At 44.6% G+C, this 24,722-nt stretch carries 21 protein-coding genes and 2 tRNA genes; 9 read left to right on the top strand and 14 right to left on the bottom strand.

Going from position 1 to position 24,722, the window contains the following annotated elements:
* Nucleotide 1 precedes the first annotated feature (1 nt).
* The 9 genes from L5M49_RS02780 to hisG all read right to left on the bottom strand — a co-directional run bounded on the left by L5M49_RS02780 (nt 2) and on the right by hisG (nt 9,490).
* Nucleotides 2-1,189: an aromatic amino acid transport family protein gene (locus tag L5M49_RS02780; RefSeq protein ID WP_263265411.1), complete on the bottom strand. Its 1,188-nt coding sequence runs from the start codon at nt 1,187-1,189 to the stop codon at nt 2-4.
* 542 nt (nt 1,190-1,731) lie between these two features.
* The gene (gene hisIE / locus L5M49_RS02775) at nt 1,732-2,388 is read right to left on the bottom strand and encodes a bifunctional phosphoribosyl-AMP cyclohydrolase/phosphoribosyl-ATP diphosphatase HisIE (RefSeq protein ID WP_220590394.1); all 657 of its coding nucleotides are present in this window, start codon (nt 2,386-2,388) and stop codon (nt 1,732-1,734) included.
* 61 nt (nt 2,389-2,449) lie between these two features.
* Nucleotides 2,450-3,223 (bottom strand): imidazole glycerol phosphate synthase subunit HisF, encoded by a 774-nt coding sequence (gene hisF / locus L5M49_RS02770; protein WP_263265410.1) that lies wholly within the window; start codon nt 3,221-3,223, stop codon nt 2,450-2,452.
* Nucleotides 3,205-3,942: a 1-(5-phosphoribosyl)-5-[(5-phosphoribosylamino)methylideneamino]imidazole-4-carboxamide isomerase gene (hisA, locus tag L5M49_RS02765; RefSeq protein WP_263265409.1), complete on the bottom strand. Its 738-nt coding sequence runs from the start codon at nt 3,940-3,942 to the stop codon at nt 3,205-3,207. The genes hisF and hisA overlap by 19 nt, the downstream gene beginning before the upstream one ends.
* A gap of 70 nt (nt 3,943-4,012) precedes the next feature.
* Nucleotides 4,013-4,792 (bottom strand): imidazole glycerol phosphate synthase subunit HisH, encoded by a 780-nt coding sequence (gene hisH, locus L5M49_RS02760; protein WP_263265408.1) that lies wholly within the window; start codon nt 4,790-4,792, stop codon nt 4,013-4,015.
* 31 nt (nt 4,793-4,823) lie between these two features.
* A complete protein-coding gene (gene hisB / locus L5M49_RS02755) occupies nt 4,824-5,915 on the bottom strand; it encodes a bifunctional histidinol-phosphatase/imidazoleglycerol-phosphate dehydratase HisB (protein WP_263265407.1) in 1,092 nt (363 codons plus the stop codon).
* 101 nt (nt 5,916-6,016) lie between these two features.
* The gene (gene hisC / locus L5M49_RS02750) at nt 6,017-7,204 is read right to left on the bottom strand and encodes a histidinol-phosphate transaminase (RefSeq protein ID WP_263265406.1); all 1,188 of its coding nucleotides are present in this window, start codon (nt 7,202-7,204) and stop codon (nt 6,017-6,019) included.
* A 60-nt stretch (nt 7,205-7,264) separates the two neighbouring features.
* On the bottom strand, nt 7,265-8,587 hold the full coding sequence (hisD, locus tag L5M49_RS02745; protein ID WP_263265405.1) for a histidinol dehydrogenase: 1,323 nt from the start codon (nt 8,585-8,587) through the stop codon (nt 7,265-7,267).
* 3 nt (nt 8,588-8,590) lie between these two features.
* Nucleotides 8,591-9,490 (bottom strand): ATP phosphoribosyltransferase, encoded by a 900-nt coding sequence (gene hisG / locus L5M49_RS02740; protein ID WP_105252639.1) that lies wholly within the window; start codon nt 9,488-9,490, stop codon nt 8,591-8,593.
* 1,036 nt (nt 9,491-10,526) lie between these two features.
* On the opposite strand from hisG, the gene L5M49_RS02735 reads away from it, so the two are divergent.
* Nucleotides 10,527-11,561: a GGDEF domain-containing protein gene (locus L5M49_RS02735; RefSeq protein WP_168827133.1), complete on the top strand. Its 1,035-nt coding sequence runs from the start codon at nt 10,527-10,529 to the stop codon at nt 11,559-11,561.
* A gap of 175 nt (nt 11,562-11,736) precedes the next feature.
* On the top strand, nt 11,737-12,525 hold the full coding sequence (locus L5M49_RS02730) for a CLCA_X family protein (protein ID WP_263265404.1): 789 nt from the start codon (nt 11,737-11,739) through the stop codon (nt 12,523-12,525).
* A 169-nt stretch (nt 12,526-12,694) separates the two neighbouring features.
* Here the strand turns inward: L5M49_RS02730 and L5M49_RS02725 are convergent, their stop codons facing one another.
* Both L5M49_RS02725 and L5M49_RS02720 read right to left on the bottom strand, forming a co-directional pair.
* Nucleotides 12,695-13,630, bottom strand: coding sequence for a hypothetical protein (locus tag L5M49_RS02725; RefSeq protein ID WP_263265403.1), 936 nt, complete (start codon nt 13,628-13,630; stop codon nt 12,695-12,697).
* 175 nt (nt 13,631-13,805) lie between these two features.
* The gene (locus tag L5M49_RS02720; RefSeq protein ID WP_317630089.1) at nt 13,806-15,893 is read right to left on the bottom strand and encodes a TonB-dependent siderophore receptor; all 2,088 of its coding nucleotides are present in this window, start codon (nt 15,891-15,893) and stop codon (nt 13,806-13,808) included.
* 128 nt (nt 15,894-16,021) lie between these two features.
* Here L5M49_RS02720 and L5M49_RS02715 point away from each other — a divergent pair, with 128 nt between their 5' ends.
* From L5M49_RS02715 to L5M49_RS02685, 7 genes are all read left to right on the top strand, one after another.
* The gene (locus L5M49_RS02715) at nt 16,022-17,191 is read left to right on the top strand and encodes a PepSY-associated TM helix domain-containing protein (protein WP_263265402.1); all 1,170 of its coding nucleotides are present in this window, start codon (nt 16,022-16,024) and stop codon (nt 17,189-17,191) included.
* Complete coding sequence (locus tag L5M49_RS02710; protein ID WP_105252512.1) at nt 17,191-17,667, top strand: hypothetical protein; 477 nt, start codon at nt 17,191-17,193, stop codon at nt 17,665-17,667. Before L5M49_RS02715 ends, L5M49_RS02710 begins: the two co-directional genes overlap by 1 nt.
* A 271-nt stretch (nt 17,668-17,938) precedes the next feature.
* Nucleotides 17,939-20,110, top strand: a complete 2,172-nt coding sequence (locus tag L5M49_RS02705; RefSeq protein ID WP_263265401.1) for a TonB-dependent siderophore receptor — start codon at nt 17,939-17,941, stop codon at nt 20,108-20,110.
* Between the two features lie 643 nt (nt 20,111-20,753).
* Complete coding sequence (locus L5M49_RS02700; RefSeq protein ID WP_263265400.1) at nt 20,754-21,212, top strand: hypothetical protein; 459 nt, start codon at nt 20,754-20,756, stop codon at nt 21,210-21,212.
* Between the two features lie 184 nt (nt 21,213-21,396).
* On the top strand, nt 21,397-22,056 hold the full coding sequence (locus L5M49_RS02695) for a DsbA family protein (protein WP_263265399.1): 660 nt from the start codon (nt 21,397-21,399) through the stop codon (nt 22,054-22,056).
* A gap of 781 nt (nt 22,057-22,837) precedes the next feature.
* On the top strand, nt 22,838-23,023 hold the full coding sequence (locus tag L5M49_RS02690) for a CsbD family protein (RefSeq protein WP_131524760.1): 186 nt from the start codon (nt 22,838-22,840) through the stop codon (nt 23,021-23,023).
* A 142-nt stretch (nt 23,024-23,165) separates the two neighbouring features.
* Nucleotides 23,166-23,318, top strand: a complete 153-nt coding sequence (locus tag L5M49_RS02685; protein WP_301553935.1) for a DUF3309 family protein — start codon at nt 23,166-23,168, stop codon at nt 23,316-23,318.
* Nucleotides 23,319-23,744: 426 nt separating this feature from the next.
* On the opposite strand, the gene L5M49_RS02680 is transcribed toward L5M49_RS02685, so the two are convergent.
* The 3 genes from L5M49_RS02680 to L5M49_RS02670 all read right to left on the bottom strand — a co-directional run bounded on the left by L5M49_RS02680 (nt 23,745) and on the right by L5M49_RS02670 (nt 24,627).
* A complete protein-coding gene (locus L5M49_RS02680; RefSeq protein WP_219234161.1) occupies nt 23,745-24,047 on the bottom strand; it encodes an encapsulin-associated ferritin-like protein in 303 nt (100 codons plus the stop codon).
* A gap of 389 nt (nt 24,048-24,436) precedes the next feature.
* Nucleotides 24,437-24,513, bottom strand: a tRNA-Val gene (locus L5M49_RS02675).
* Between the two features lie 37 nt (nt 24,514-24,550).
* A tRNA-Val gene (locus L5M49_RS02670) sits at nt 24,551-24,627 on the bottom strand.
* Between the last annotated feature and the right edge of the window lie 95 nt (nt 24,628-24,722).

The raw sequence follows: 24,722 nt of genomic DNA, 5'->3' as shown, positions 1-24,722 counted from the left end.
ACTAGCTAAACATCTGCGCTGCGATAACCACGATTCCGCAAAGTGTGGCGAGCATTAAGGCAAACTTGCCGCCCGCGACCCGATATCCCGTCGGCATATTGGCCGCGTCCCTCGTCTGGCGCTGTGTCCACACCATGGCCACAGGTAAAAAGATGGCGAGGATCACCAGCGCAATCGCTGCGTAACCTAGGGCAGTGATAAAACCTTGGGGGTAGAAGAGGGCAAAACCTAAGGGCGGTAAAAAGGTGATGGCAGCGGTTAGGCTACGACCAGAAAAATCATCCTCTCGTCTTAAGGTCGAGGCCATAAAATCGAACAAGCCTAAACTCACCCCTAAAAACGAAGTAGCAAGAGCGAGATCGGCAAACAAACTGATCGCGCTGCTTAAGTATTCGCTGTGCAGTACGCTCGCTAGTTGATTGATAAAGCTCGATAAGCTCTGATTTTCGAGCAATTGGCTTTGGCTCAGTACACCTTGGCTACCTACTTGCCACAAAAGATAAATGACCAGTGGTAAAGCGGAGCCGAGTAGCATGATCCTGCGCAGGGATTTGACCTCAACCCCTAAGTAACGCACCACTGAGGGAATCGACCCGTGAAAACCAAAGGAGGTAAAAATCACCGGAATAGCCGTGATAATTAGGCCTTGGTTGAGTGGGAGTTCGAGCAAATGTGGGCTTTCTACCTGCGGCAGTAACAAGGCCAACATAAGCAGTAATGCCAATAGCTTAAGGGCAAACAAACCGCGGTTGATAAGGTCCACACAGTGAGTTCCCATGCCCACAATCGCCCCAATCAGCAAGGTAAACAGGATGGCGCCCGCCTGTGGTGGCAAACTTAACCCTAGCCAAGTGCTCAGCTTTTGGTTCACTTGCTCACCGCCACCGGCAATGTACGCGGCGCAAAGGGCGTACAGTAAAAACATCAAGGCGCTATTGGCGATCAACTGGCCCTTACGACCCAATAAGCGTTGCGCCAAGTGATTAAGGCTGGCATCGCTGGGGGCGAATTGATGGATTTCCACCATAAGCAGTGCCGTGTAGGCCATTAGCGCCCACAGGATCAACATGATGGCGGAGGACGTGCCAAAACCAAGTCCCGCCGATGCGATAGGCAAAGCCAGCATACCCGCGCCGATAGTGGTGCCTGCGATAAGCAGCAGACTGCCGAAAATTTTATTCTGTGTCATAACATGATCTCAAAAGCGTGTTGCAATAAAATGAGCTAAAGATTTGATCCTAAAGCAACTGTCTTAAAGGATTTTGATGCGATTCAAGCACAAAATGATTTAAGCAAATGAGACAGTGGCGTTCAGTGGATCCGAAAGGATATGGCCACAATGGAAGGTCAGGCGAGGGAGCCTATCTATGCCATTGCGGCTACAGATAGGGAGTATAAAATGCAGTGAAACACATAAAACTTGCCTTAGCGTGTGTTGAGTAAAAACGGATAAGTGTTTTTATGCCTTGCCTTAATAACCTAACGGCAACGGAGGCTACCTTAGGGATTTGAAGTGTACTTGTCAACCATTACAACAGTATTTTGTTTGTTTTTTGTCATGTGGCTAAGCTGGAAGACATGCCTAACTCACACTGAGTTTATGGTCAACGAGGGGAAGGAAAGAGGAGTTAGCTAGATTTATGGCAAGATAAAAAATGCCGCAGACTTGGCTTAAGTGTGCGGCATTTCTTGATGTAAGCGACTAGCTTGAAATCAGAGACAGTGAGACGTTTATGCTTTGCTCTGCAGTGCCTTTTGATGTCTTGCCAGCAAGTTTGCTGTGATGTCACTGAGGCTTAAGTTTTGATCTTCAAGCAATACCAACAAGTGATAGATAAGATCTGAGGCTTCGTTAACCAGTTCTTCTTTATCGTGGGTCGCAGCGGCAAGGGCGGTTTCAAGACCTTCTTCCCCGACCTTTTGGGCTATACGTTTAGTGCCGCGCGCAAATAAAGACGCTGTATAGCTTGAATCGGCACTTTGCCCTTTACGCGAGGTGATTAAGCTGGCGAGATTGTTCAAGAAAGGGTGTGCATTGTCATCTAACCAGCAACTTTCGGTGCCTTTGTGGCAGGTTGGGCCGTTGGGGATCACTTGCACTAACAGGCTGTCGTTATCGCAGTCTTTATCGATAGCCACCAACTTTAGCGTATTGCCCGAGGTTTCACCCTTGGTCCATAAGCGCTGTTTTGAGCGGCTGAAAAAGGTCACATCACCTGTGCTTAAGGTTTTTTCTAGCGCGGCTTTATCCATATAACCGAGCATTAATACCTTGCCCGATAAGTGATTTTGGATAACGGCAGGAATAAGCCCATCCTGTTTGTCCCAATCCAGTTCATTAACTTGAAAAGGGCTAAAATCCGACTTAGTGTTTGTTTGCGTTGACATAGTGTTCACTCTTAATCCGTTTGTAGAACCTAGAACCTAGAACCTAGAACCTAGAACCGCTCTAGCGTCTAATCGCGATCCCTTCGGCCGCTAAATAGGCTTTTAATTCACCAATGTTGATAATCGCCTTGTGGAATACGCTCGCCGCCAGCGCCGCATCGACCTTAGCTTCAATAAACACATCGCGGAAATGCGCCATAGTCCCAGCGCCGCCCGAGGCAATTAAAGGCACGTCGCAGATGGCGCGAACAAGACTTAACTGCTTGATATCGTAGCCGCCGCGCACGCCGTCTTGGTTCATTACATTGAGCACGATTTCACCACAACCTCGTTTTTGCACTTCTTCAACCCAGTCTTGGGTAAACCACTGGGTATCCTTAGTTGCCGCTTCATCGCCGGTAAATTGCTTTACCTTATAGCTGTTGCTGGTGGCATCGAAAAAGGAGTCGATGCCAATCACGATACACTGGCGGCCAAACTCGTCCTGCAGGCGCGAGATCAAACTCGGATCGGTTAAGGCGGGCGAGTTAATCGAAATCTTATCCGCCCCAAAGGCTAATAATTCACGGGCTTGGCTAATGGTTTTAATGCCACCGGCCACGCAGAAGGGAATATCAATCTGCTCCGCCACGCGGCTCACCCAAGATTTATCGACCACACGTTCGTGGGCGCTGGCGGTAATGTCATAAAATACCAGCTCATCGGCGCCTTCTTTGGCATAACGCGCGGCTAAGGGCACGATATCACCGACAATTTCGTGGTTACGAAACTGCACGCCTTTCACTACTTTACCGTCTTTCACATCTAAACAGGGGACTAGTCGTTTGGCCAGCATTGGATTGCCTCCACCACGTTAAACTGATTGATAAGCAAGGCTTTGCCTATAATGATGCCCGCCGCGCCGCTGTCACGCACGGCGCTCACATCATCAAGGGTCGCAATACCGCCGGAGGCTTGCCAAGCGATGTCGGGGAAGCTGGCTGCAATTTCTTGATAAAGCGCGGTATTCGCGCCCGTTAAGGTGCCGTCCCGGCTAATGTCAGTCACTAGCGCATGCTTTAAACCGACCGCGCTAAAGGTTTCTACAAGGGATTCTAAACTCTTACCACCGCCACTTTGCCAACCGGATACGGCGACAATTTTCTCGCCGCTCTGGTTGATATTGACATCGAGTGCGAGGCAAATCGCTTCGCTGCCGTATTTGATAAACCATTGTTTGACTAACTCAGGTTCTTTCACCGCCAGTGATCCAATCACCACACGTTTTACGCCGATAGCTAATAATTCAGTGACTTGCTCTTCCGTGCGAATGCCGCCGCCCACTTGAATATTAGCGTTTAGTCCCGCCACGAGTTGACTGATAAGGCGAGTTTGGCGTTTAGCGGGATCTTTCGCGCCTGTTAAATCAACAATATGTAACCACTTCGCGCCTTGTGCCTCATAGGATTGCAGCTGCGCCAAAGGACTTAAATCAAAGGTGGTCTGCTGGCCGTAATCACCTTGATAAAGGCGGACAACATTGCCATCAATTAAATCAATTGCAGGAATAATCATAAGCTCATATCCTTGATTGATTTGTTTGTAAGTGATTTATTAGTAACTGGTTTTTTAATAAGTAATTTATTCATTGGTCTGCCTTCTTTGTACCCGCTTGGCCATCAGCAGAGCTGCTTTGCAGCGCTTTGTTCATCTGTAACTCGTCCATCTGTAAAAAGTTACGCAGAATTTGCGCGCCCACGGCGGCACTTTTTTCGGGGTGGAACTGCACACCCATAAAGTTGCCTTTGCCGATGGCGGCGCTAAAGCCTTCACCATAAGTACATTCGGCTAAGGTAAATTCGCTTAACGGCGCGCGGTAACTGTGGACGAAATACACATAACTGCCATCTTCAATACCTGCAAACAGCGGGTGAACGTTAGGGCTGTTGGCGCCTTGTGAGTTTGTCGTGAGCTTAAGTTGGTTCCAACCCATGTGTGGCAAAGGTAAGCTTTCAGCTTTAAGTAACTGCGTATCCAGTTCACAAATGTCGGTTGGGATTATGCCTAAGCACTCGCAGTCTTGACCTTTTCCGCCGCGCTCCTTAGAAATTGCCGCCAACATTTGCATGCCAAGGCACACGCCCAGCACAGGTTGAGTCAGGCCTTGAATGAGTTCGACCAAGCCTTTTTCATGTAAGGACGCCATGGCGGCACCCGCAGTGCCTACACCCGGCAGCACCACACGTTTTGCCGCTTTGATTTTAGCTTTATCGTCAGTGACCAACACCTTAGCGCCTAAACGCTCGAAGGCGAAACGTACTGAGCTTAAATTGGCGCAGCCCGTATCTATGATGACGGTTTCAGCATCTGGCGATTCATTTGCTGTTAATTGCTGGCCGGCTGTTAATTGAGTGTCTTGTTGCATCCTAACCTCTTAAACGATTTATGCTGATGCCTTAAAGTACGCCTTTGCTCGATGGCAGAATATCGCCTTCAACTTTAACCGCTTGGCGTAGCGCGCGGCCGAGCACTTTAAACAGGGCTTCAACCTTGTGGTGATCGTTATCGCCTTCGGTCGACACATGCAGCGTACAGCGCAGGCCATCGGCGAAGGAGCGGAAGAAGTGTGGCACCATTTCAGTGGCCATTTCGCCCACATGCTCACGTTCAAAATCGGCTGAGAACTTGATAAAAGGACGGCCAGAGATATCCAGCAGGCATTCGCCCTTGGCTTCGTCCATCGGCAGACTAAAGCCGAAACGGGCAATGCCGCGTTTGTCACCGAGCGCTTGGCGCAGGGCATCACCTATGGCTAGCGCAGTGTCTTCGACGCTGTGGTGATCGTCGATTTCTAAATCGCCATCGACTTTCACATCCATTCTAAAATTACCATGGGTGGCAATTTGATCGAGCATATGGTCGAAAAAGCCAATACCAGTGTCGATTTTGCCTTTAACGGGGCTGTCGAGATCCACAGTCACACGAATGTCCGTTTCTTTGGTGGTGCGCACGACCGTCGCGGTGCGGCCTTTATTGAGCAGTGCATCGGCGATGGCGTTCCAGCCCAAAGTGTCGCGTTGATATTTCAGGCTTTTAATGCCCATGGCATTGCCCAGTTCCACATCGGTCTCGCGATCACCAATCACCGCCGATTGGGTGAAATCGATGCAGCCTTGGGTGAGATAGTCTTTTACTAGTCCCAGCTTAGGTTTACGGCAGCTGCAATTTTCATCATTAAAGTGCGGGCAAATCACCACATCTTCAAAGTTCACCCCTTGGCTTTTGAGGATTTGCATCATCATATTGTGGGGGGCGTCGAAATCTTCCTGCGGGAAAGACGGTGTGCCAAGGCCGTCTTGATTGCTGACCATGACTAAACGAAATCCCGCCTTTTGCAGACGGAGCAAAGCGAGGATCACCTGTGGCTCAAACACTAATTTAGCCAGGCTATCGACCTGTTTGTCGGTGACGGGTTCTTCAATCAAGGTGCCATCGCGGTCGATAAACAGAATTTTTTGTGCAACGTTCGGGATAAATTGTGGGTTCATGGCTCTACCTTCAAATTTAATTCGTTTAGCTAATGCTTAACCTGATTTTACCTTCAGCGCAGCATTTGCTTTTTATTGGTTTTATTAGTCGTTATGTTCAGTTACTTATTATTCGTTTCTGGTGATTGATCAGTGCGTTGCGATTCAAATAAATTCACTAACACATCGGTATCCGCCTTTGAACTAAAGCTAAAGCGGATAGCCTTGGCAAGCCTTGGGTCTTTGTAGGCGCGGGCGACAACACCGCTTCCTTGCAGTAACGCTGCGACCTTGGCGACATCATCAAATTCAGCCAGCACATAATTGCCGTTAGGCTTAAGCACGCGTGCGCGAGAATCTGAGCTATTCGATTTTGAACAATAAGCGCTGATCGCCGCGGTGAGTCTGGCGCCTTGCTCATTTAATTGTGCAACTTGCACTTTCATCCGTGTAACGCCAGCGCTTGATAACGCTTGGGTGGCGACTTCACTCACGGGTAGCGGCACAGGATAGGGGGCAATCACGCGCATAATAATTTCGACTACGGCCTCGTTTGCTAGCATAAAACCACAGCGTGCGCCGGCGAGTGCAAAAGCTTTTGATAGGGTGCGCAGTACCACTAGATTCGGATAGCTTTCCAGTAAATCCGCCACACTGTATTCAGGGCAAAACTCAATATAGGCCTCATCGATGACCACAAGCGCGTCGGGCAGGGCTTTGATCGCTTGCTCGATAATGGCTTTGTCGATCACAGTCCCAGTCGGATTATTGGGATTGCAGATAAACACCAGTTTTGCGCCGTGAACGTCCTCGGCATAGCTTGTCGGCAAGCCATATTCGGCACTGAGATTTAACGCTTTAACGCCCACATTAAAGGTGTTCGCGCTGATGGCATACATGCCGTACGTCGGGCCAAAGCAGGCAATGCTGTCGACGCCTGGTATACAAAAGGCGCGAATTAACAGTTCAATCGCTTCATCGGCGCCGCGGCTGGCGACTATCTTGCTGGCGCTTACGCCGCTGTATTCGCTGTAGGCATTGATAAGCTGCGGCGGTTGGCATTCTGGGTAACGATTCAATTTTGATAAATCGAGTGCTGCCGTATCGACATTATTGAACGGCGATTCGTTGGCATTGATCCAAATATCACCACGACCGCCCAGTCTGCGAGCACTCTGATAGGGCGTTAAATCCAGTAATTCAGGGCGCGCTAGGCGCTCGGCTAAATTTAGCGACGCCGATTGCGCTAACTTTGATGCCGTTAATGCTGTGGGTTCTGTAGTCTTTTCCATGCTGCTCACTTGGCTCATTTTCTTCACTCAGCTCTATTTTCAATCACTTAAGCGCTAATCATTTAAGATCTAGGCGGATCATTTCTCTAGGCTAGCTAGACGAATGGTTACGGCATTTTTGTGTGCATCGAGCAATTCGTTGCTGGCTAACGTCATGACAGCTTGCCCCAGTCCGATTAAGCCTTTAGCGCTGAGTTCCTGCACGGTAAAGCGGCGGCTAAAATCGGCTAATGACAGGCTCGACACGGCGCGGCTGTAACCGTAAGTCGGTAGCACGTGGTTGGTGCCACTGGCATAATCGCCAACAGATTCAGGTGTATAAGCGCCTAAAAATACCGAGCCCGCGGCGCGAATGTTTTTCAGCACCTCACGGGGAAAGCGCGTTTGAATGATCAAGTGCTCAGGCCCATATTGATTAGAAACCTGCGCGGCTTGCAGCATATCGTCCACAACAAAAGTGCGACTGCTCAGTAGTGCCGTTGTAGCTATATCACAACGCGGCAGGGCAGCGAGTTGTCTTGTTAGTGCATCATTTACGCCATCGGCTATAGCTTGCGAATCTGTCACTAAAATCACTTGCGAATCAGGGCCGTGCTCCGCTTGCGAAAGCAAATCGGCGGCGATAAATTCGCAATTGGCATCGCTATCGGCAATCACTAGCACCTCAGAAGGACCTGCCGGCATATCGATACACACAGTGCAGCGACCATCCTGTGACACTAAACGTTTAGCTTCCGTCACATAGCGATTACCAGGACCAAAAATCTTATCGACCGCGGGAATCGTTTCTGTGCCAAAGGCCAGTGCCGCAATGGCCTGCGCACCGCCTACTTGATAGATCTCAGTGATCCCACAGGCATTGGCTGCATAGATAATGGCATCGTTGATCGGCGGTGGGCTGACCAATACTCTTTGTTCGCAGCCGGCGATCTTGGCGGGCAGGGCGAGCATCATCACGGTAGAAATTAATGGCGCACTGCCACCAGGAATATATAAACCCACTTTTTCAATCGGTTCGTTACGTAGCTCGCAGCGTACTCCCGCCTCGGTTTCCATATCAATCGGGCGAAATTGCTGGGCGCTGTGAAACACATCTATGTTCGCCATGGCTTTGGCGATCGCCGCTTTAAGCTCTGGTGATACCTGTGCGCTTGCCGCTGCAATCTCGGCTTCACCCATGCGCAGCTCGCCACTTCCTTGTCCATTTAAATCTTTGGTCGCGCTATTGAAGCCATCAAACTTTTGATTAAATTCGGCAATGGCGGCATCACCCCGCGTTGCCACTGCATCGATAATGGCGCGAACGCTTTGCTCTAAGCCGCTGTCACCAATTAAAGGCGAGCGTTTCAGCGCCGTTTTTTGCTCGGCGGTTGATAAGGTTGACCAAGTTAGGATTTCCATACATTACCCCATCATTTTTTCGATTGGCATTACCAGAATCGAGCTGGCACCGAGTGCGGTCAACTGTTCCATGGTATCCCAGAACAAATCTTCGGTACTGACGGCGTGGATAGCAACGCGGTTAGTATCATCATTTAATGGCAATACGGTTGGGTTTTCCGCGCCGGGCAGTAGGGCGACGATTTGATCTAAGGTTTCGGTTGGCGCGTGTAGCAGTATGTATTTGCTCTCACGGGCGCGGATAACGCCGTTGACGCGGGACAGAATTTTGTCGATGAGTGCTTGTTTAGTCGGCGATTGAGTTTGGGTCGATTGAATGATGCAGGCCATAGAGCGGTAAATCACTTCGGTTTCGTATAAACCGTTGGCCTCTAAGGTGGCCCCCGTCGACACGAGATCACAAATCCCATCGGCAAGGCCAGCACGCGGGGCGACTTCAACCGAACCTTTTAACATACAGTCGCGATAAGTTATGCCTTTTTGCTGCATAAAACGGCGCAGCAGGTTCGGGTAAGACGTGGCGATGCGTAATCCTTCTAAAGAGGAGGCATCGGCGTAACTGAATTCTGTTGGTACGGCTAACGAGAGGCGACATGATCCGAAATCTAACTGACGCAGTTTTAGGCACTCTGCGGGTTTGTTCAGGGTTTGACGCTCGATTTGTTCCTCTTCGAGCACGTTTTCACCGATGATCCCCATATCAACCACGCCGTCCATCACCAATCCTGGAATATCGTCATCACGAACGCGCAGTAAATCGATAGGCATATTGTCAGCGTGAGCGATAAGACGTTGTTCATTAATGGAAAATTTAACACCACAGCTTTTTAGCAGTTGCTGAGAGTCAGTAGAAAGACGGCCAGATTTTTGGATGGCGATGCGTAAACGGTTCGATTCAGTCATAGTGTTATCTCGCTCAAAAGTATCAAAATTAAAAGATTCAAAAAGTGTTGTTTAATCGGTTTAATACGCCCTGCCATTCAATGGGTCCTAGCTAAGAAATCTAGCTAACGTATTGATAATTTATTAAATATCTAAAAGTTTTTTATTTAAATTAAAACCGAAATTAACGCCTAAATGCAAAAACCCCCGGAATTCCTTCCAGGGGTTTATGATCATCTTGAATCAGTCCGCCAGAAGGATATAGTCCTCCGGCAGTGAGCGTCCGAAGGCTACCGCATATGGTGGTGATGGTGGTGGATAGCGTTCAGTAATGGGCTCATGTTACTCTCTCGGTATTTAACGTTATTGGCTCAACTGTTCGAATAAAGTGCGGTCGAAATACAGTGGAGCGTTGAATTCGTTGTTACGGACGTATAAGTGGATTTAAACTAACCGCTTTTATGAGCCTTTGCAACAGCCAATTTGAATTAAATGAGAATATTTATGCGTTTTTGTGAAAGGCAGAGGGTTATCGTTAAATAAAGTTATTGAGCATTTTTGTTGGTGGGATGTTGAAAGTGGATAAAAGTGTATTTGAAAATTACACAGGCTGACATTTTACTTCAACTATTGAGAGCTTATCACTTCAATTATTTGGATCTAGCGTTTGCTGATACGACTCACACATGCTTAGCATGATGGTATTTACTCTCCGATACGTTGAGTAGAAACCTAGGGTTTCTAAGTTTATGAACATGGCTAACTTCTTCAGGGCTCAAGCTTCATGACTGCATCTAATGTTTTGTCGTATACCTCTGGTGAAAAATGCGCGCGCCACTGTAACTCAGTAAATTGGCCGTAAAATCGTAAATTATCAAAGTATTGGATCTGATTTTTAAAGCTTATTTGCCGAATGTGTGGGATTTATATCGCGGTAGAGCCAATCCCGTTGCGGTAATATGGGGGTAAAGACAAAGACGCTGTGATTAGTGTAGAACGCTGCTAATCTAAACATGTCGGAGATCTTCTCTAAAAGCGTCATTGCTAGGAATAATCGATGGAAAAAGAATCTCTTGAGTCTGTTTACCCCTTTTTAACCGAAGCCTTACGGCTAAGCGAGAATGGCCTCGCTGTTTTGGACAAGCACAATCATTTTATCTTTTATAACCATACCTTTGCGAAAATGTTTGGTTTTGTTGATCAAGACATGGCTGGCCGGCATTTTGACGACATGATGCACTTTGCCTTTACCCATAAGCAAGGGCCTAAAATTGATCATGAAACCATAGAGGAATGGCTTGAACTTATTCATGCGAATCAACGTAAATCAGCTTTTCGACGTTTTGAAGTGGATCTGGTCGACGGTAGCTGGTTGCAACTTTCTGAGCAGGTTTATCACAATGGCGATATGGTCATTGTTTGCACCGATATTACCCAGTTAAAACAGGTCGAATTTGCCCTAAGGAATGCGCAGACTGAGTTGAATCGACTCGCACTCACCGATGAATTAACCGGTATTGCTAATCGACGGCATTTTTTCCAGCAGTTAGAGCATGAAATCAAACGCTTGAGTCGTCTACAGTTACCTTTGTGCCTTGTCATGATGGATATCGATTATTTTAAACTCGTTAATGATCGCTATGGGCATCAAGTGGGTGACAAGATACTGCAGCATTTTACCCAATTTATCAGTGCTCGCACGCGCCCATACGATATCTTTGGTCGCTTCGGCGGTGAGGAATTTGCGCTATTACTGCCAGAAACGTCGGTCGATGTCGCGCAGAAAATTGTGACGCGTATGATGTTAGCGCTTGCGAATGAAGATATTTCAGCGATAGTCGCCGATTTTCACTATCAATTTTCGGCAGGAGTGAGTGCGTTAACACCTGTAATTACTCATCATGCCATCGAAGAAAACAGCGGTATTTTAGCGCTTCAGTCTGTGCCTTCACCGATTGAAATCGGGAGTCAGTGCCGTTCAGATGCTGAAAAGCTGGTGGCCGAGGCCGATAAAGCCTTGTACCACGCTAAAACTACGGGGCGAAATCGTGTCGTGGTTTGGGATGATGTGATATTAACGGCTAAAGCTTAGCGAACCCAATGGTTGACGAAATCTAAGCATCGCGATACCAAACCAAGAGTAAGCGCTGCTTGGCTCCTATTCTTAACTTGATATTGCACTTAATGCAGCGTTTTGTTCCTGTGCATTTTCACCTAAAATAGCCAGCTTAATTTGTCTCTCACTGTCATAGGGTTCAAGGGAAGCCGTGTTAATCAATCAGCAATATAACCGCCATGGACCCGATTATCGATTTGGTGAGCAAGTCACTTTTCTTGATATTAAACAAACCTTTGGTTTTAGCCATGTGCGTGTTGGCCGCTGGGTGACGCGGGATGAATCGCGCATTGCTGCGGATTTAGTGTTTGATTCGCTCGCCGATCTGGCCTTTATCTTAAAATTGCCACCTTTGACTTTAGGGCTGCGGGAAACCGTCAGCCTGGCCTTTGGTCATGGCGGTCAAAAGGGCGTTCAGGCCCATTATGCACCCGCGACCCGAGAGTTGGCATTGGCTAAAAATGCAGGTGCAGGTGCTTTAGCCCATGAGTTTTGGCATGCGTTTGACCATTATATTGCCGCTAAATCATTCAAACCTACTAATAAGCGGTTTCAGTGTGCGAGCGATCTTTGGCTATCCGATCTGCCCATCATAGAGCATCCATTAAATGCTCGATTATCTGAGATCTTCATAGTGACATTGTTGAGTGGACAGGGTGATGAGCCCCATGATTATGTTCGCCGAGCGATTGCATTAGATAAAAAACATGGGATGCAGTACTTCTCTCGGCCAACGGAGATGATGGCGCGAGCATTTGAAGCCTGTATTGAATCCTATACTGATATTTCGAATCCGTATTTAGTGTCGGGAACCCGTTTTTCAGCGATGGCAAAGAAGGGGGCTTATCCCGATGAGGCCCACAGACAAGTGATTTTTCAGGCACTGATCAATTACTTTGAACCGCTGGGGATTGCATTGGGTAAAAATCCCCTTAACTAGGGTGTGTTGACGTTTTGAGTCATGCATTTGAACAGAGGTTAATTTAGCGTCGCTAGAGGGCAAGGCAAAATGTAAAACGACATTCGCCTTAGGTATTTTGAATGTGTTTTGAATGCGAATGGTAGTGGACAGGGGGAGGGTCACGAGCCGTTTGAAGACTGATTGCCAATCATAAGCTCGCGTGCTTAGTCGACAACGTTTGCCAACAATAGGCCAAACTATGGCGAATCGCATCAAGATATTGAGATGCCTGAATATCCATTAAATACCAATAGCTAGGTTTTGATTCTGGCATGTGGTTGAAAAATAAAGCTTCAGCATTGATGAGCTGGCTAGGATGAGCAAATTGCTGCCAAATGTTGATGTGTGTATGCGCCAGTGTGATTAGCCATTCAAGTTGCATCTGCCGCGTGGCTGGATTTAGCGCATCTGCGATTAATAAGCTCGACTCCTGTAAACGCTCAAGTAAATCAAAGGGATTACCTGCGTTTATCCTAGGTGCGACTTGGCATGGTTGCATTTGGTTTATTGCGGATAGGCGAGGTAAAAATACGGACGCTAAGCTAAATTCAGGCCAGTCGAGCGATGGTACCAAAGCCTGGGCAATCCGTCGTTCGCCTAACCAATTATGCACCATGCAAGGTAAGTGGTCTTCAAGCGGTAAATCACTTGGTCTTGATAAACTCGGAAACAGCGACATCCGCTGCACTTGCACATGCTGAGACAATTGCTGCATCAATACTATTGTGGTTAAGCCAGATGAAGGCCAGCAACCAAGCTGAGGCGTTAATTCAATCGCAACTTGTGTCAAGGCTTGGGTAAGCAGACCACTTTGTGGATGACCTTGTACTACAAAAGCATATTTTGATTCAGCAAAACCACCGTTGGCGATATTTACTATCTGATTATTTGCATTGCTGTTTTCAGCCCATTGAGTACCGTTAAAAATAAATGTCGTACCTGTGGTCGCAGGTTGCCAATCGCCAGAAGCATTACCAATAATGGTCACTTGCTCAAAGGCAAGGGTGCCCGCTAGAGCTTGCAGATCTAATTTAGCATGTGGCATCTGCAAATGTTGATGCATGTGGGTGTGAGACTTAGGCATAGGCGGAACATCTGTTTTACGAACTCAAAATGGACTTCATTGTAATGGATTATCCCCCTGAGCCCAAAGGGTTAATCCATTGAAGTTTACCTGATGCTGTTTTAACGCAGGATAGTTTAGCTTTAGGTATACCGCGCATAAAAGTGATGCGCGGTATTGGCGATTAACAATTAGACTAAAAATTATAGCTCAGGCTAAGTTCGACATTTCGCGGTTCGCCGAAAAAACCTTGATTGTAGAAATCGATACTAGAGTAGTACTTTTCATCAAACAAGTTTCGAATATTCAAACGAACAATCGCATCATCAGTGAGTTGATAACTTGCCATAAGATTGGTAAGGAAATAACTGGCTTGTTCAGAGCTTTCGCCGTTAGGCCCCGCGTTTTCTACATAAATCTTGCTCTGCCAGCTTAAGTTGCCACCTAATGTGAGATCTTCTAGAGCGCCATCAAAGTGATAGAGCGAAGATAAGCGTACTAAGTTTTTAGGCAAATGTGTGCCAAAGGCCGAACCATCGGCTTTTTCAGATTCACTGTAGGTGTAACTGAAGTACAGATCCCAATCCTCTGTGGGTCTACCCGTTAGTTCCATTTCAAAACCACGGTTACTGGTGCCATCCACAGCGCGCATTGGAAAGCTACCATCAGGAAGTGGGTCTTTAATGTTAGGATCTTTTTCCGCCACATTTTCCTTTTGAACTTTAAACACTGCAACACTGGCGGTTAGTTTTTCGTCGAAAAAATCGGCTTTACTGCCAAGTTCAATATTATTGCCAGTTGTCGGGTCTAAGCGTTTGTTATTAGCATCTTTGGCATCTTGAGGCTGAAAAATCTCAGTGTAACTGGTATAAATCGACACACTGTCACTGATATCGTAAATCAATCCCGCATACGGCGTAATGACATCATTGTGCTCATAACCTGGATCGACTTTATATTGGCTGATACGGCTTCCTAACAGCAGTGTGACCTGATCGTGCAAATTGAGTTGGGTAGCAATATAGGCACCTTTTTGGATCTCTTCAGTCTCTTCATTGGTGGGAATCGATGGATAATTTGGCTCTGCAATCGAGCCATCCCACTCAAAGAAATTGCCTACGCTTAAAACATCTGTGGTGTAGTAAGAGTCGGCGCTAATATCTTGTTTTGAATAGAGTAGCCCGGTTGTTAGTTTATGTTCTCGACCCAATAGTTCGAATGGCCCTGAAGCAAATATTCGCGCCGCATCTTGCTTACGGGTTGATTGGTAAATCATAGGCAATGCACTCATCCCCAAACCTGTGATTTTATCTGGGGAGCCATATAAATATAGCAAGTGCCCATCCATCTTATCCTCACGATGTTCTATGTCGAGTTTGAGTTCCCAGTTATTATCAAAGTTGTGTTCTAAAGTAGAAAAAACGTTCGCACCATGGCGTTTCCAACTAGACCAAGATGCTGCAGTGGTCGTCGAACGGGGAAGGTCACTCGCTAAACTGCCGTCGGCATAAAACAGTGGCAGCGCTCCCCAAGTGGAGCCTTTAGGATCGCGGTCACTATAGTCCGCGCCCAAAGTGAATAATGTGCTATCACTTAATCTTGCAGTAACGACGCCATAAATTTGCAGATTTTCATCTTCGGCTAGATCGGTAAAACTATCTGATTTTTCATAGGCGGCGGCAAAACGTGCTTGGACATCGGCATCTTCTGTTATGTCCACTGAACTATCACCTTCTACACGATAACTGTCCCATGAACCTACTTTTGCACTGAGGTAACCTCCTGGTGAAGATTTTGGACGTTTACGAATGAGGTTGATGGCGGCCGAGGGTTCTCCTGCACCCGTTAATAATCCGGTTGCACCACGAACCACTTCTACTCGATCGAAGATAACCGTATCGGTCGAAGCATCATTGAAGAAACTAGAATAGTTAACGGGCACACCATCAAATTGGAAGTTAGTGATTGGATTACCACGGGCACTGAAAAAGTAGCGGTTAGTTTCTGCTTTCTGTGCAGAAATACCCGGTGTTAAAAACATTAAGTCAGCAACATTGTTAAGAGAAAAACTCTGAATAAATTCTTGATCTATAATCGTCACTGACTGCGGCGTTTCTCTCAGTGTTAAGGGTAAGCCCGTTGCTGTAGCAGCTTTATCTAAACGACTACCTTTAATACTGATCACTTCGATATTGGCGTCTGCGTCTGATTGAGTTTCGTCGGCGTAGGAACTCGGCGCTAACAATAGGCTCGAAATGAGCGCTGCTAACAAGGTTTTATCCATCATGATTCCCCATCATAGTATTTTGTGACCGGCATTCTAATTGAAAACAATTCCCAGTACATCGTATTGATAACAATTTGCATTACCTTTACACTCGCGAAATACGATAAGTGTTAGGAAAGTCACAAATGGCGAAGATCAGTAACCGATTCTGGTTTATGTTGCATGGTTGGGTGTCGCTCCCAATTTGGTTGTTATTTTGTTTTATCTGCTTGACGGGGACGATTGCGGTACTGAGTCATGAGATCACTTGGTTAACGAATCCTGCATCGAGGGCGTTGAACCCTAATGATTTACCCGTAAAACCGGTTAGTGAATTGATGACGATTGTTGAGGAAGCCTACCCAAGTGCGGCAGTCTCTGGTGCTATGACCTTAGAACCGTATATGGTCAATGTGATCATGTTCAGTGACGCTGATAAACCCTATGCCATGGCCTATGTCAATCAATACACTGGTGAGATCCAACAGATTAATGAAGGCATGACATTTGCCGGCTTTATCAGATCTTTACATGCTTGGTTATTATTTCCTTGGCAAAGCGGTTACAGCTTGGGCTATTACCTTGTCTGTTCGATGGCGCTGTTTATGCTCGCGTCTTTAGTGACGGGACTCATTGTTTATAAACGTTTTTGGCGAAGTTTTTTTGCTCCGAAATTGCGAGTGAGTCAAGGTAAAAAGACACTATTGGCCGATTTGCATAAATTGTCTGGTGTGTGGTCTATTTGGTTTATCGCGATTATGGCCGTTACCGGATTATGGTATTTAGTCCAAGCCATTTTTTGGCATGCTGATATTGATATTGAGCCACATGCGCCATTGGTTGCTGCTGAGCAATTGCCCTTTATCCAAAAGGGTGATGTGAATCCCGCAGATCCAAGCGTGTCATTTGCACAAGCCTTAACATTAGCGCAAACGCACTTTCCAGACTTTCAACCAAGCTATGTGATGAAACCCGAGCATAATCGTGACATGTATCATCTGAGTGGTAGCGGCGATCACATTTTTTACGATCAGTATTCTTACAACCTCAGCATTAACCCTTGGACGGGGGAGATTGCAAAAACGACATCACCCGAGACGATGACAGGGATACAAACGCTAATGCATATCGCAGATCCTTTGCATTACGGTACCTTAGGTGGTATCTGGACAAAAATCATTTGGTTTATTTTTGGGGTGATCCTATCGGGTATGTCAATCACGGGATTTATGATGTGGGGACTGCGTAATGTGCGTGCAATTAAAAAAATGGAATCCCCCAGTACTGTGGCAGATAGGTTAGAGGAGGTACGTTAATGGCTTTCATTCATTCAACTTTTTGGCAAAAAAATAAATATAAACTGAGTGGGTTTATTCTATTGCTCCCTCTATTGTTTTTGTATCAGTCGCTAACACCTACATTTCCACCGGCCTGGCAGGCTCAAGAGTTAGGTGAATTTAAAATAGCCCCTTTACCCTTAGATCTAAAAGCACCCTATGTGCATCATGATGACTATGTGAAAGATTTCATGTTGGTTTTTGAAAAAGGTGAGGTAGGTAATATACGCCAAGGCTATGCCAATATTGGAACGCAGGCTTTGCCAATAGCAGATTTACAGCGCAGTGAGAATGGTATTTTGCACGGTAATAAGCATGGCCAACACGTACACGCCATCGCAACTAAGACGCTAACTTCCGCAGATAGTCTGTGGATATCGATAGAGAATTGGCAAGGTGAGTGGCAAGTGGCAAAGTGGCCTCTGCCTGCCGAGCTAATAGTACAGACACACTGATGAGATAAAAACTAAACACTAATGGCGATCCTATGGAGTAATAATCTCAGGGTCGCTTTTAGTGGCGTAGATTAAGAATGATTAACCGAATACGGGTAAAGAATAACCTTTTTCACCGTAAACGCTCACTTTTGAAGGCATAAACACAACGGAGACGTTTATTCCTCATTAATAAATGATGAATTTGTTATATATATCACCAAAATCCAAATGAAAGTGATTCGCAATAGTGTTACCGTATGTTCATCCTAAATAAACTCCCTAAATTACTATGCGCTTTTATCTACTACCTCTCGCGTCTGCCATTACTTTGGCATTAAACCCTTTGTCAGTTTTGGCTGCAGAGCCGTCTTCTGCAGCAGATGCAAATGATCAAAATATTGAAAAAATAACAGTGATGGGCAAGTACACTGTGAGTCGAACCATTGATACCGCCACAGGTTTAGGGCTGTCACTGCAGGAAACGCCACAGTCAGTGAGCATCTTGACCGCCGAACGGATCCAGGATCAGGCACTCAATACCGTTGTTGATGTGGTTAATAACACAGTAGGTTTGTCTTCATCTAAAACAGATAACGTTCGAAATGGCTTTATGGCCCGTGGTTTTGCGGTTCAGAATTACCAGATCGATGGCGTACCTTTATCTTGGAGTTTGGGGGGCGATGCAGGTGAGACTGTGTCAGATATCTCTCTGTACGAGCGTGTAGAGGTGGTGCGTGGTGCAACTGGCTTACTAACGGGAGCAGGGGATCCTTCTGCTTCAATCAACCTAGTGCGCAAACATGCCGACAGTGACGAACTTAAGGGCTATGTTGATGTTGCTACGGGTAGCTGGGATAAAAAACAAGTTACCGCAGATGTTTCTAATGGCCTCAACGACAGTGGCAGTGTGCGCGGTCGCATGGTCGCGAAATATGTCAATAGCGATTCTTATCAGGATCTTTATCAAGACCGTAAGACCATTCTTTACGGCGTAATTGATTCAGACATTACTGACAACACTATGCTGCGCGTCGGCGGTAGTTACAATAACAACAACCCCAAAGGAGCGATGTGGGGTGCGTTACCAGCAGTATTCAGCGATGGTTCGGCTACTGATTGGGATGTTTCTACTACAACAGCGGCAGATTGGAGCCGTTGGGAAACGACTAACATCAACTATTTTGCTAACTTGAACCATTATTTCAGCAATGATTGGCAGTTGGTGGCGAACTATAATCGCATGGAATATGAAACCACCACCAAAATGATCTATATGTCTGGCTTGCTGAATAAAGAAACCGGTGCAGGATTGAGCGGCCAGCGTTATCACAGCCATGGTGAAAGTAACTCTGATAATTTCGATTTTCAGTTGAAAGGCGATTACCAACTCTTTAACCGTGAGCATCAATTTGTGACTGGTGCCTTATACAGCAAACAGAAATCCTATGCAGATACCTATGAACCCATCCGTGAGAATATGACGGGCTGGGACTCAAAGGCAGTTGAAAACTTTTATGATTGGCAAAGCAACGCCTTTGAAGAGCCTGAATGGTCAACAAATGCCAATCGCCAGTTGAATATGGATACCGAGCAGAAAGGTTTCTACGCAGCAACGCGGCTGACAATTACCGATGATTTAAAAGTGATTGCCGGTGGCCGTATTTCTAGTTGGAATCGCGAAGGGATCAGTTATGGTACTGATACTAACTTTGGTGATGATGGCGTGTTCGTTCCTTATGTTGGCGCCTTGTATGACATAAACGAAGAGCATCGTGTTTACGCCAGTTATACCGAAATATTTAATCCGCAGAACAGTAAGGATATTAACGGTGATTATTTAGATCCACTCGAAGGTAAAGCCTATGAAATTGGTTTAAAGAGCGCTTATCTAGATGATAGTCTGCACACTGCTGTGGCACTGTTTAAGATTGAACAGGATAATCTGGCAACAGCCGCTGGGACTATCATTGTTGACGGTACTCCAACCACTTATTACAAAGCTGCTCAAGGTACTGAGAGTACAGGCTTTGAGTTAGAAGTGGTGGGGGAGTTTATCGATGGGTGGAATATCACGGCTGGCTATTCGCAGTTTACAGCGGAAGATGCTGACGGAAAAAAAGTGGCGACTACTAGCCCTCGCAAACAGTTTAAACTATTCACAACTTATCAGTTTGTTGATTACCTGCCTGAATTGACCGTGGGTGGTGGTATTAACTGGCAGAGTGATAGTTACTCTGAAGGGGGGACAGTAAAAATCGATCAGGATGCTTACTCTTTAGTCAACCTGATGGCTCGTTATAACTTCACTGACAATATGGATCTGCAACTTAACGTAGAGAACCTATTAGATGAAAAATACTATGCTTATATGTCTGCCTCAGCCTCAATGTCCGAAGCATATAGTGTGTATCACTATGGAACCCCACGTAATGTGACCCTGAGTTTTAATTACCGCTTTTAAATTTTCCGCTAAATAAAAGGAGTAGCCGAGTTATCGGTGACTCCTTTTATATCTTCTATTATTGTTATTCCCAATATTTTGATGGCTCGTTTAGTGTGTATTAACGACTCAGTACTGACATCGGTAAATATTGGGCTAACTCACCTATGGTTCGTTCCCAAATCCAATGCTGTTATTAATTGAAAACGGGAAGATGATGTCCTTCAATCAAGTTATGAAATGGCAACATATTGTATTGGTAGTTTTCCTTCTTTCTTGTGCGCATTGTATTGTCAACAATCAGTGCGGCAACGAACAGAGTCAATAGAAAAATATAGGTATACTCATGCCATTAGCCTTATTACAAGGTTGTGGCTTATCGCCAGCTTTTTAAGCTAAAGACCAGATGTTATATAGATTAAGCCGTTGTTAGACCTATAAAGTATTTTATGTTGATGACAAGTTGTCAATAATTCATATCTATTAATAATAGACATCAGCGTTTGACTATTTAGTTAATAATCATTTCAAAACTGCACTTTTAATGAGACATAATGTCATAGTAAATATGGGCTTGTTTAGTAAGTTTACTTTCATCAATGCATAGAAAAGTGATTAATTTTTCACAGTAAAGACCAAGGACTCCCGTTTTGAGGAGAATAATATGCAAATAGAAACGCTTTATGATGTTATGCAATGGACTAGAAATATACACCAACAGCTGCATGCATTTGCGGCACATTGCGCACTTACAAATGATAGCGAAAGAAGCGGATTACTGTTAGAGTATATTTCAGCCCACGAGCAAAAAATGGCACTGGTTATCAGACAGTTCGAAGATAATGGCAATAGCAATGCACTTAACACTTATTGTCGGCATTATTATGAAAAAACCGCTATTCCTTTTAAAACCATAGGTGAACATCCGTTTAAGAGGATGGATACGGATGAAATAGCGATGGCCACACTTGAGTATCATAAAAATATTGTAGGGCTGTTTGAATATCTACAAAATTGCAGTTCTGCACCTTCCGTAACTGAATTTCTTAGCAATATACTGTCCCTTGAAGAAGCTGAAAAGCGATTGCTGGCACGTAACATGAAACAAATTGATGACTTCTAGTATGCCTGTTAAAAATCACATCCTTGTACCTATTACTCGGTGTAGCCTCGGTATTTATTCTGTAGTTCAGATATTGAAATCTTGACTTCATGTGGGTAACAAGTAGATCTGCCATCACAATAATTATTGATTAGCCTTGAAACTAGAGTGTATGACTTAAACTGCCACCTTATTAAGGATTAACATGAATCAACCCCTGATCATTGATTACTACTCTGATATTCTTTGTGTGTGGGCTTGGGTTGCACAACAACGTATTGAGGAGTTAAATAAAAAGTTAGAAAATAAAATTCATTTTAAATATCATTATCTTGATGTATTTGGTGATGTTCAAACAAAAATTGAGACGCAATGGAAACAGAAAGGTCAATATAATGGTTTTGCTGAGCATGTACATAAATCTGCATCTATCCGTGATGACGTTCCCACAAACTCAAAAATATGGACAGAAGTCAGACCGACAACGTCGGCCAATGCTCATTTAGTGCTTAAAGCCATTGAACTTATCTATGACAAAAACACCAGTATCGATATGGCATTGAAATTTCGGAGTGCATTTTTTATCGACGCATTGGATATTGGTAAGCTTGAAATACTTTATGATCTGGTTGATTTCTATGGGCTGGAACAGAAAATAATCATCTCAAGCGTTCATGATGGTTCAGCTATAGCCGCATTAATGAGCAACTATCAAAAGTCAACACAACAAAATCTACAAGGCAGTCCAAGCTTTATTATCGACGAAGGTAGACAAATATTTTATGGTAACGTAGGTTATCGTGTTCTTCTTGTGAATATAGAAGCATTATTGAAAAAATCAGCAGTAGAGGCTAGTTGGTGCTAAAAACCTTAGACTACCAGCTGTGTTTTTTTAAGCTCTACAAGAGGATATGAACACCTCTAGACCATTTTAACGTTTTAGCGTTATACCTCTTAGTTCCTTCTGAGTTTATCCACTGAACACTCATATACATATTTTTAATGGCATCGATGACATACCAAAATGTAGCTACATTAGGTATCAGCTGATGTTTCATTGTGTTTTAAGTTAAATTGCGGATTAAAATATTTATAATGTGTACGTTATCGCACAGACACACTTTTAGATAAATTATAAATTGGATACAGAGTTTAGATTGATATGCCTTTAATGGGTAAGCTTTATCTTAATAAGATATTTTATGTTATTTATTTTGATGTTGTGGCTCATCATTAGGATGTCGTTTAGTTGGAAAATCACTAGGTAATTAAATAATGGAATTCAGTCATGGTTAATACTAAATTTCAGTAAATAAAATGATCGCCACAATTTATACTTAAGATAAAATTCAAGATTGCTACAAAATATTTTCCTATTTAAACCAATGTCATATTGTAGCATTAATACCTAAGTTGACACGGTATGATTGATGTGGAGCCAGTCACACAATTTTATGAAAACACCGCGGAATTAATTTTAGCCTAATTTCTATGTCGCTTTACTGATATTTACCAACTAAGATTTTTACTAAAAATATTTAAATGTTTACTAAACGCTATTTACTAAAAATGAACAATAGCTCATAGCTGATTGTTAGCGCTCATTATTATTTAGATGTTATATCAACAACAAAAGGAAATTGACCATGAACAAAGACCAGATAGAAGGTTCAATAAAAGACGCAGCAGGCAAAGTGCAGCAAAAAATTGGTGAGATCGTTGGCAACCCGAAACAGCAGATGAAAGGGGTTCAGAAACAGATAAAAGGTAAAACTCAAAAAGCAATTGGTAATGTAAAAGAAGCGGCTAAGGATGCCGACAAACACAGTTGATGTCAGCGGCTTTTACAATTAAGTAAGCACCTTAAGCATAAAGTTTGGCAGCTTAATGTGGGTATTTAAAAGGATCTTAGTCATATTGATTAAGATTTCTAGTTCGAGTTATATCCATAATGTCTAGGAGACTCTCATGAGTATAGGAACAATATTATTAGTGGTTTTGATTCTGATGCTGATCGGTGTGGCTCCGACTTGGCCACACAGTAAGAGCTGGGGGTACGGCCCGAGCGGTGGATTAGGTTTGGTAGTATTGATCCTCGTTATACTCCTTCTACTCGGTAAAATTTGAGTGATAAAGCCTAAGTCATGTATGACCTCAATATTGAGTCGTCATTTCTAATTGCCGTAGGTAGCTAAAAATAGTGAGTGATGTTTTTAGTCGTTTAAAAATGGCTGACATCGCTCGTTTTTCTTGCACGGCAGTGCTCGCCATACTGAGATTGAAAGGTCCTGTACGCCTAAGATTTACACGCGAGATATGGTTTACACGCAAGATATTTCGTTAAGGTAGCATTAGGTGAAGTCCTTCACGCTAAAAATGAAAGTCACTAAGTCCGAAGCATTACAGTTTGCACGCTAGTATTCAGCAAGGTTGTATGAGATGAGCTAAATGGTGCAATAACACATACAGAGGTTTGTATTATAAGAACGGCAGCTTAGTGACTAAAGGCGTTTGCTCACGAAAATGGCTTACTCAAACAGCCAGATTGAATACTTATTTGTGAACAATAGCTGTGTGAGCAACAGGCGTATCTGTAAAAAGGTAATGTTTTAGCTGTTTATCAAAGCTCGGATCTTGTCTCCTTATCCATTCTTGTAGCATTGCAGCATGTTCTTTTTCTTCATCTCGATTATGTATGAGTATCTCTCTCAACTCATTATTTTTGCACGCATCAACTCTTTGGTTATACCAGTCTATTGCTTCAAGCTCTTCCATCAGTGATGTAAGTGCACGGTGCATGTCCTTGGTTTTATCTGTGAGTTCAGTAATGGGTTCATGATAACCTTCATTCGACATTGGGATTTCCTCGCTAAATGCAGATAGGATCGCTCACTATTGAGCGGTGATGATAATTGCAGATGATTGTCTGAACGCTATTTTCAACGAACAGACTTTGAATGCATTATTCTGTGATCTTAACCTTCGAGTGTCTGTTCGATGCCGTACTTAGTCAGAAATTTTTAGGTCGCTCGTTTAAAAGGATTGGAGAGGGCGCAGAAATACCACTGCGAATATTTGATTTAGCACAGGATATTACTTTGGATTTTGAACTTTGAGATATTTGGGAATGAATTTTAAATCAAAAGATAAAGGCAGTGAAAACCATAAACACCTGCTTTAAAAGGCAGATTAATTGTATTTAGCTTGATAAGCAGAGGGGGATTAATGAAATACATAATAAGAAATGGTACACCCGAGTGGACTCGAACCACCGACCCCTACCATGTCAAGGTAGTGCTCTAACCAACTGAGCTACGGGTGCACTGTTTGAATTTCAAATTTAGACTCTTTGAAGAGAGTGGTACACCCGAGTGGACTCGAACCACCGACCCCTACCATGTCAAGGTAGTGCTCTAACCAACTGAGCTACGGGTGCATCGCAAAATTTAACAAGCTATTCAAAAGCGTTGCGCCTTGGAACGAGCGCTATATTAGGGGCATAGCGCAGGGCTGGCAAGCAAAAAAAACAAA

This window comes from Shewanella sp. SM74 (assembly GCF_025653725.1).
Classification (GTDB): domain Bacteria; phylum Pseudomonadota; class Gammaproteobacteria; order Enterobacterales; family Shewanellaceae; genus Shewanella; species Shewanella oncorhynchi.
Note: the sequence above shows the minus strand (reverse complement) of the source record. Positions and strands in the feature narration are given on the sequence as shown.

What these genes read in the sequence shown, in the direction of transcription:
- L5M49_RS02780 (WP_263265411.1), bottom strand. Translation starts at nt 1,189, where the DNA reads ATGACACAGAATAAAATTTTCGGCAGTCTGCTGCTTATCGCAGGCACC.
- hisIE (WP_220590394.1), bottom strand. Translation starts at nt 2,388, where the DNA reads ATGTCAACGCAAACAAACACTAAGTCGGATTTTAGCCCTTTTCAAGTT.
- hisF (WP_263265410.1), bottom strand. Translation starts at nt 3,223, where the DNA reads ATGCTGGCCAAACGACTAGTCCCCTGTTTAGATGTGAAAGACGGTAAA.
- hisA (WP_263265409.1), bottom strand. Translation starts at nt 3,942, where the DNA reads ATGATTATTCCTGCAATTGATTTAATTGATGGCAATGTTGTCCGCCTT.
- hisH (WP_263265408.1), bottom strand. Translation starts at nt 4,792, where the DNA reads ATGCAACAAGACACTCAATTAACAGCCGGCCAGCAATTAACAGCAAAT.
- hisB (WP_263265407.1), bottom strand. Translation starts at nt 5,915, where the DNA reads ATGAACCCACAATTTATCCCGAACGTTGCACAAAAAATTCTGTTTATC.
- hisC (WP_263265406.1), bottom strand. Translation starts at nt 7,204, where the DNA reads ATGAGCCAAGTGAGCAGCATGGAAAAGACTACAGAACCCACAGCATTA.
- hisD (WP_263265405.1), bottom strand. Translation starts at nt 8,587, where the DNA reads ATGGAAATCCTAACTTGGTCAACCTTATCAACCGCCGAGCAAAAAACG.
- hisG (WP_105252639.1), bottom strand. Translation starts at nt 9,490, where the DNA reads ATGACTGAATCGAACCGTTTACGCATCGCCATCCAAAAATCTGGCCGT.
- L5M49_RS02735 (WP_168827133.1), top strand. Translation starts at nt 10,527, where the DNA reads ATGGAAAAAGAATCTCTTGAGTCTGTTTACCCCTTTTTAACCGAAGCC.
- L5M49_RS02725 (WP_263265403.1), bottom strand. Translation starts at nt 13,630, where the DNA reads ATGCCTAAGTCTCACACCCACATGCATCAACATTTGCAGATGCCACAT.
- L5M49_RS02720 (WP_317630089.1), bottom strand. Translation starts at nt 15,893, where the DNA reads ATGGATAAAACCTTGTTAGCAGCGCTCATTTCGAGCCTATTGTTAGCG.
- L5M49_RS02715 (WP_263265402.1), top strand. Translation starts at nt 16,022, where the DNA reads ATGGCGAAGATCAGTAACCGATTCTGGTTTATGTTGCATGGTTGGGTG.
- L5M49_RS02710 (WP_105252512.1), top strand. Translation starts at nt 17,191, where the DNA reads ATGGCTTTCATTCATTCAACTTTTTGGCAAAAAAATAAATATAAACTG.
- L5M49_RS02705 (WP_263265401.1), top strand. Translation starts at nt 17,939, where the DNA reads ATGCGCTTTTATCTACTACCTCTCGCGTCTGCCATTACTTTGGCATTA.
- L5M49_RS02700 (WP_263265400.1), top strand. Translation starts at nt 20,754, where the DNA reads ATGCAAATAGAAACGCTTTATGATGTTATGCAATGGACTAGAAATATA.
- L5M49_RS02695 (WP_263265399.1), top strand. Translation starts at nt 21,397, where the DNA reads ATGAATCAACCCCTGATCATTGATTACTACTCTGATATTCTTTGTGTG.
- L5M49_RS02690 (WP_131524760.1), top strand. Translation starts at nt 22,838, where the DNA reads ATGAACAAAGACCAGATAGAAGGTTCAATAAAAGACGCAGCAGGCAAA.
- L5M49_RS02680 (WP_219234161.1), bottom strand. Translation starts at nt 24,047, where the DNA reads ATGTCGAATGAAGGTTATCATGAACCCATTACTGAACTCACAGATAAA.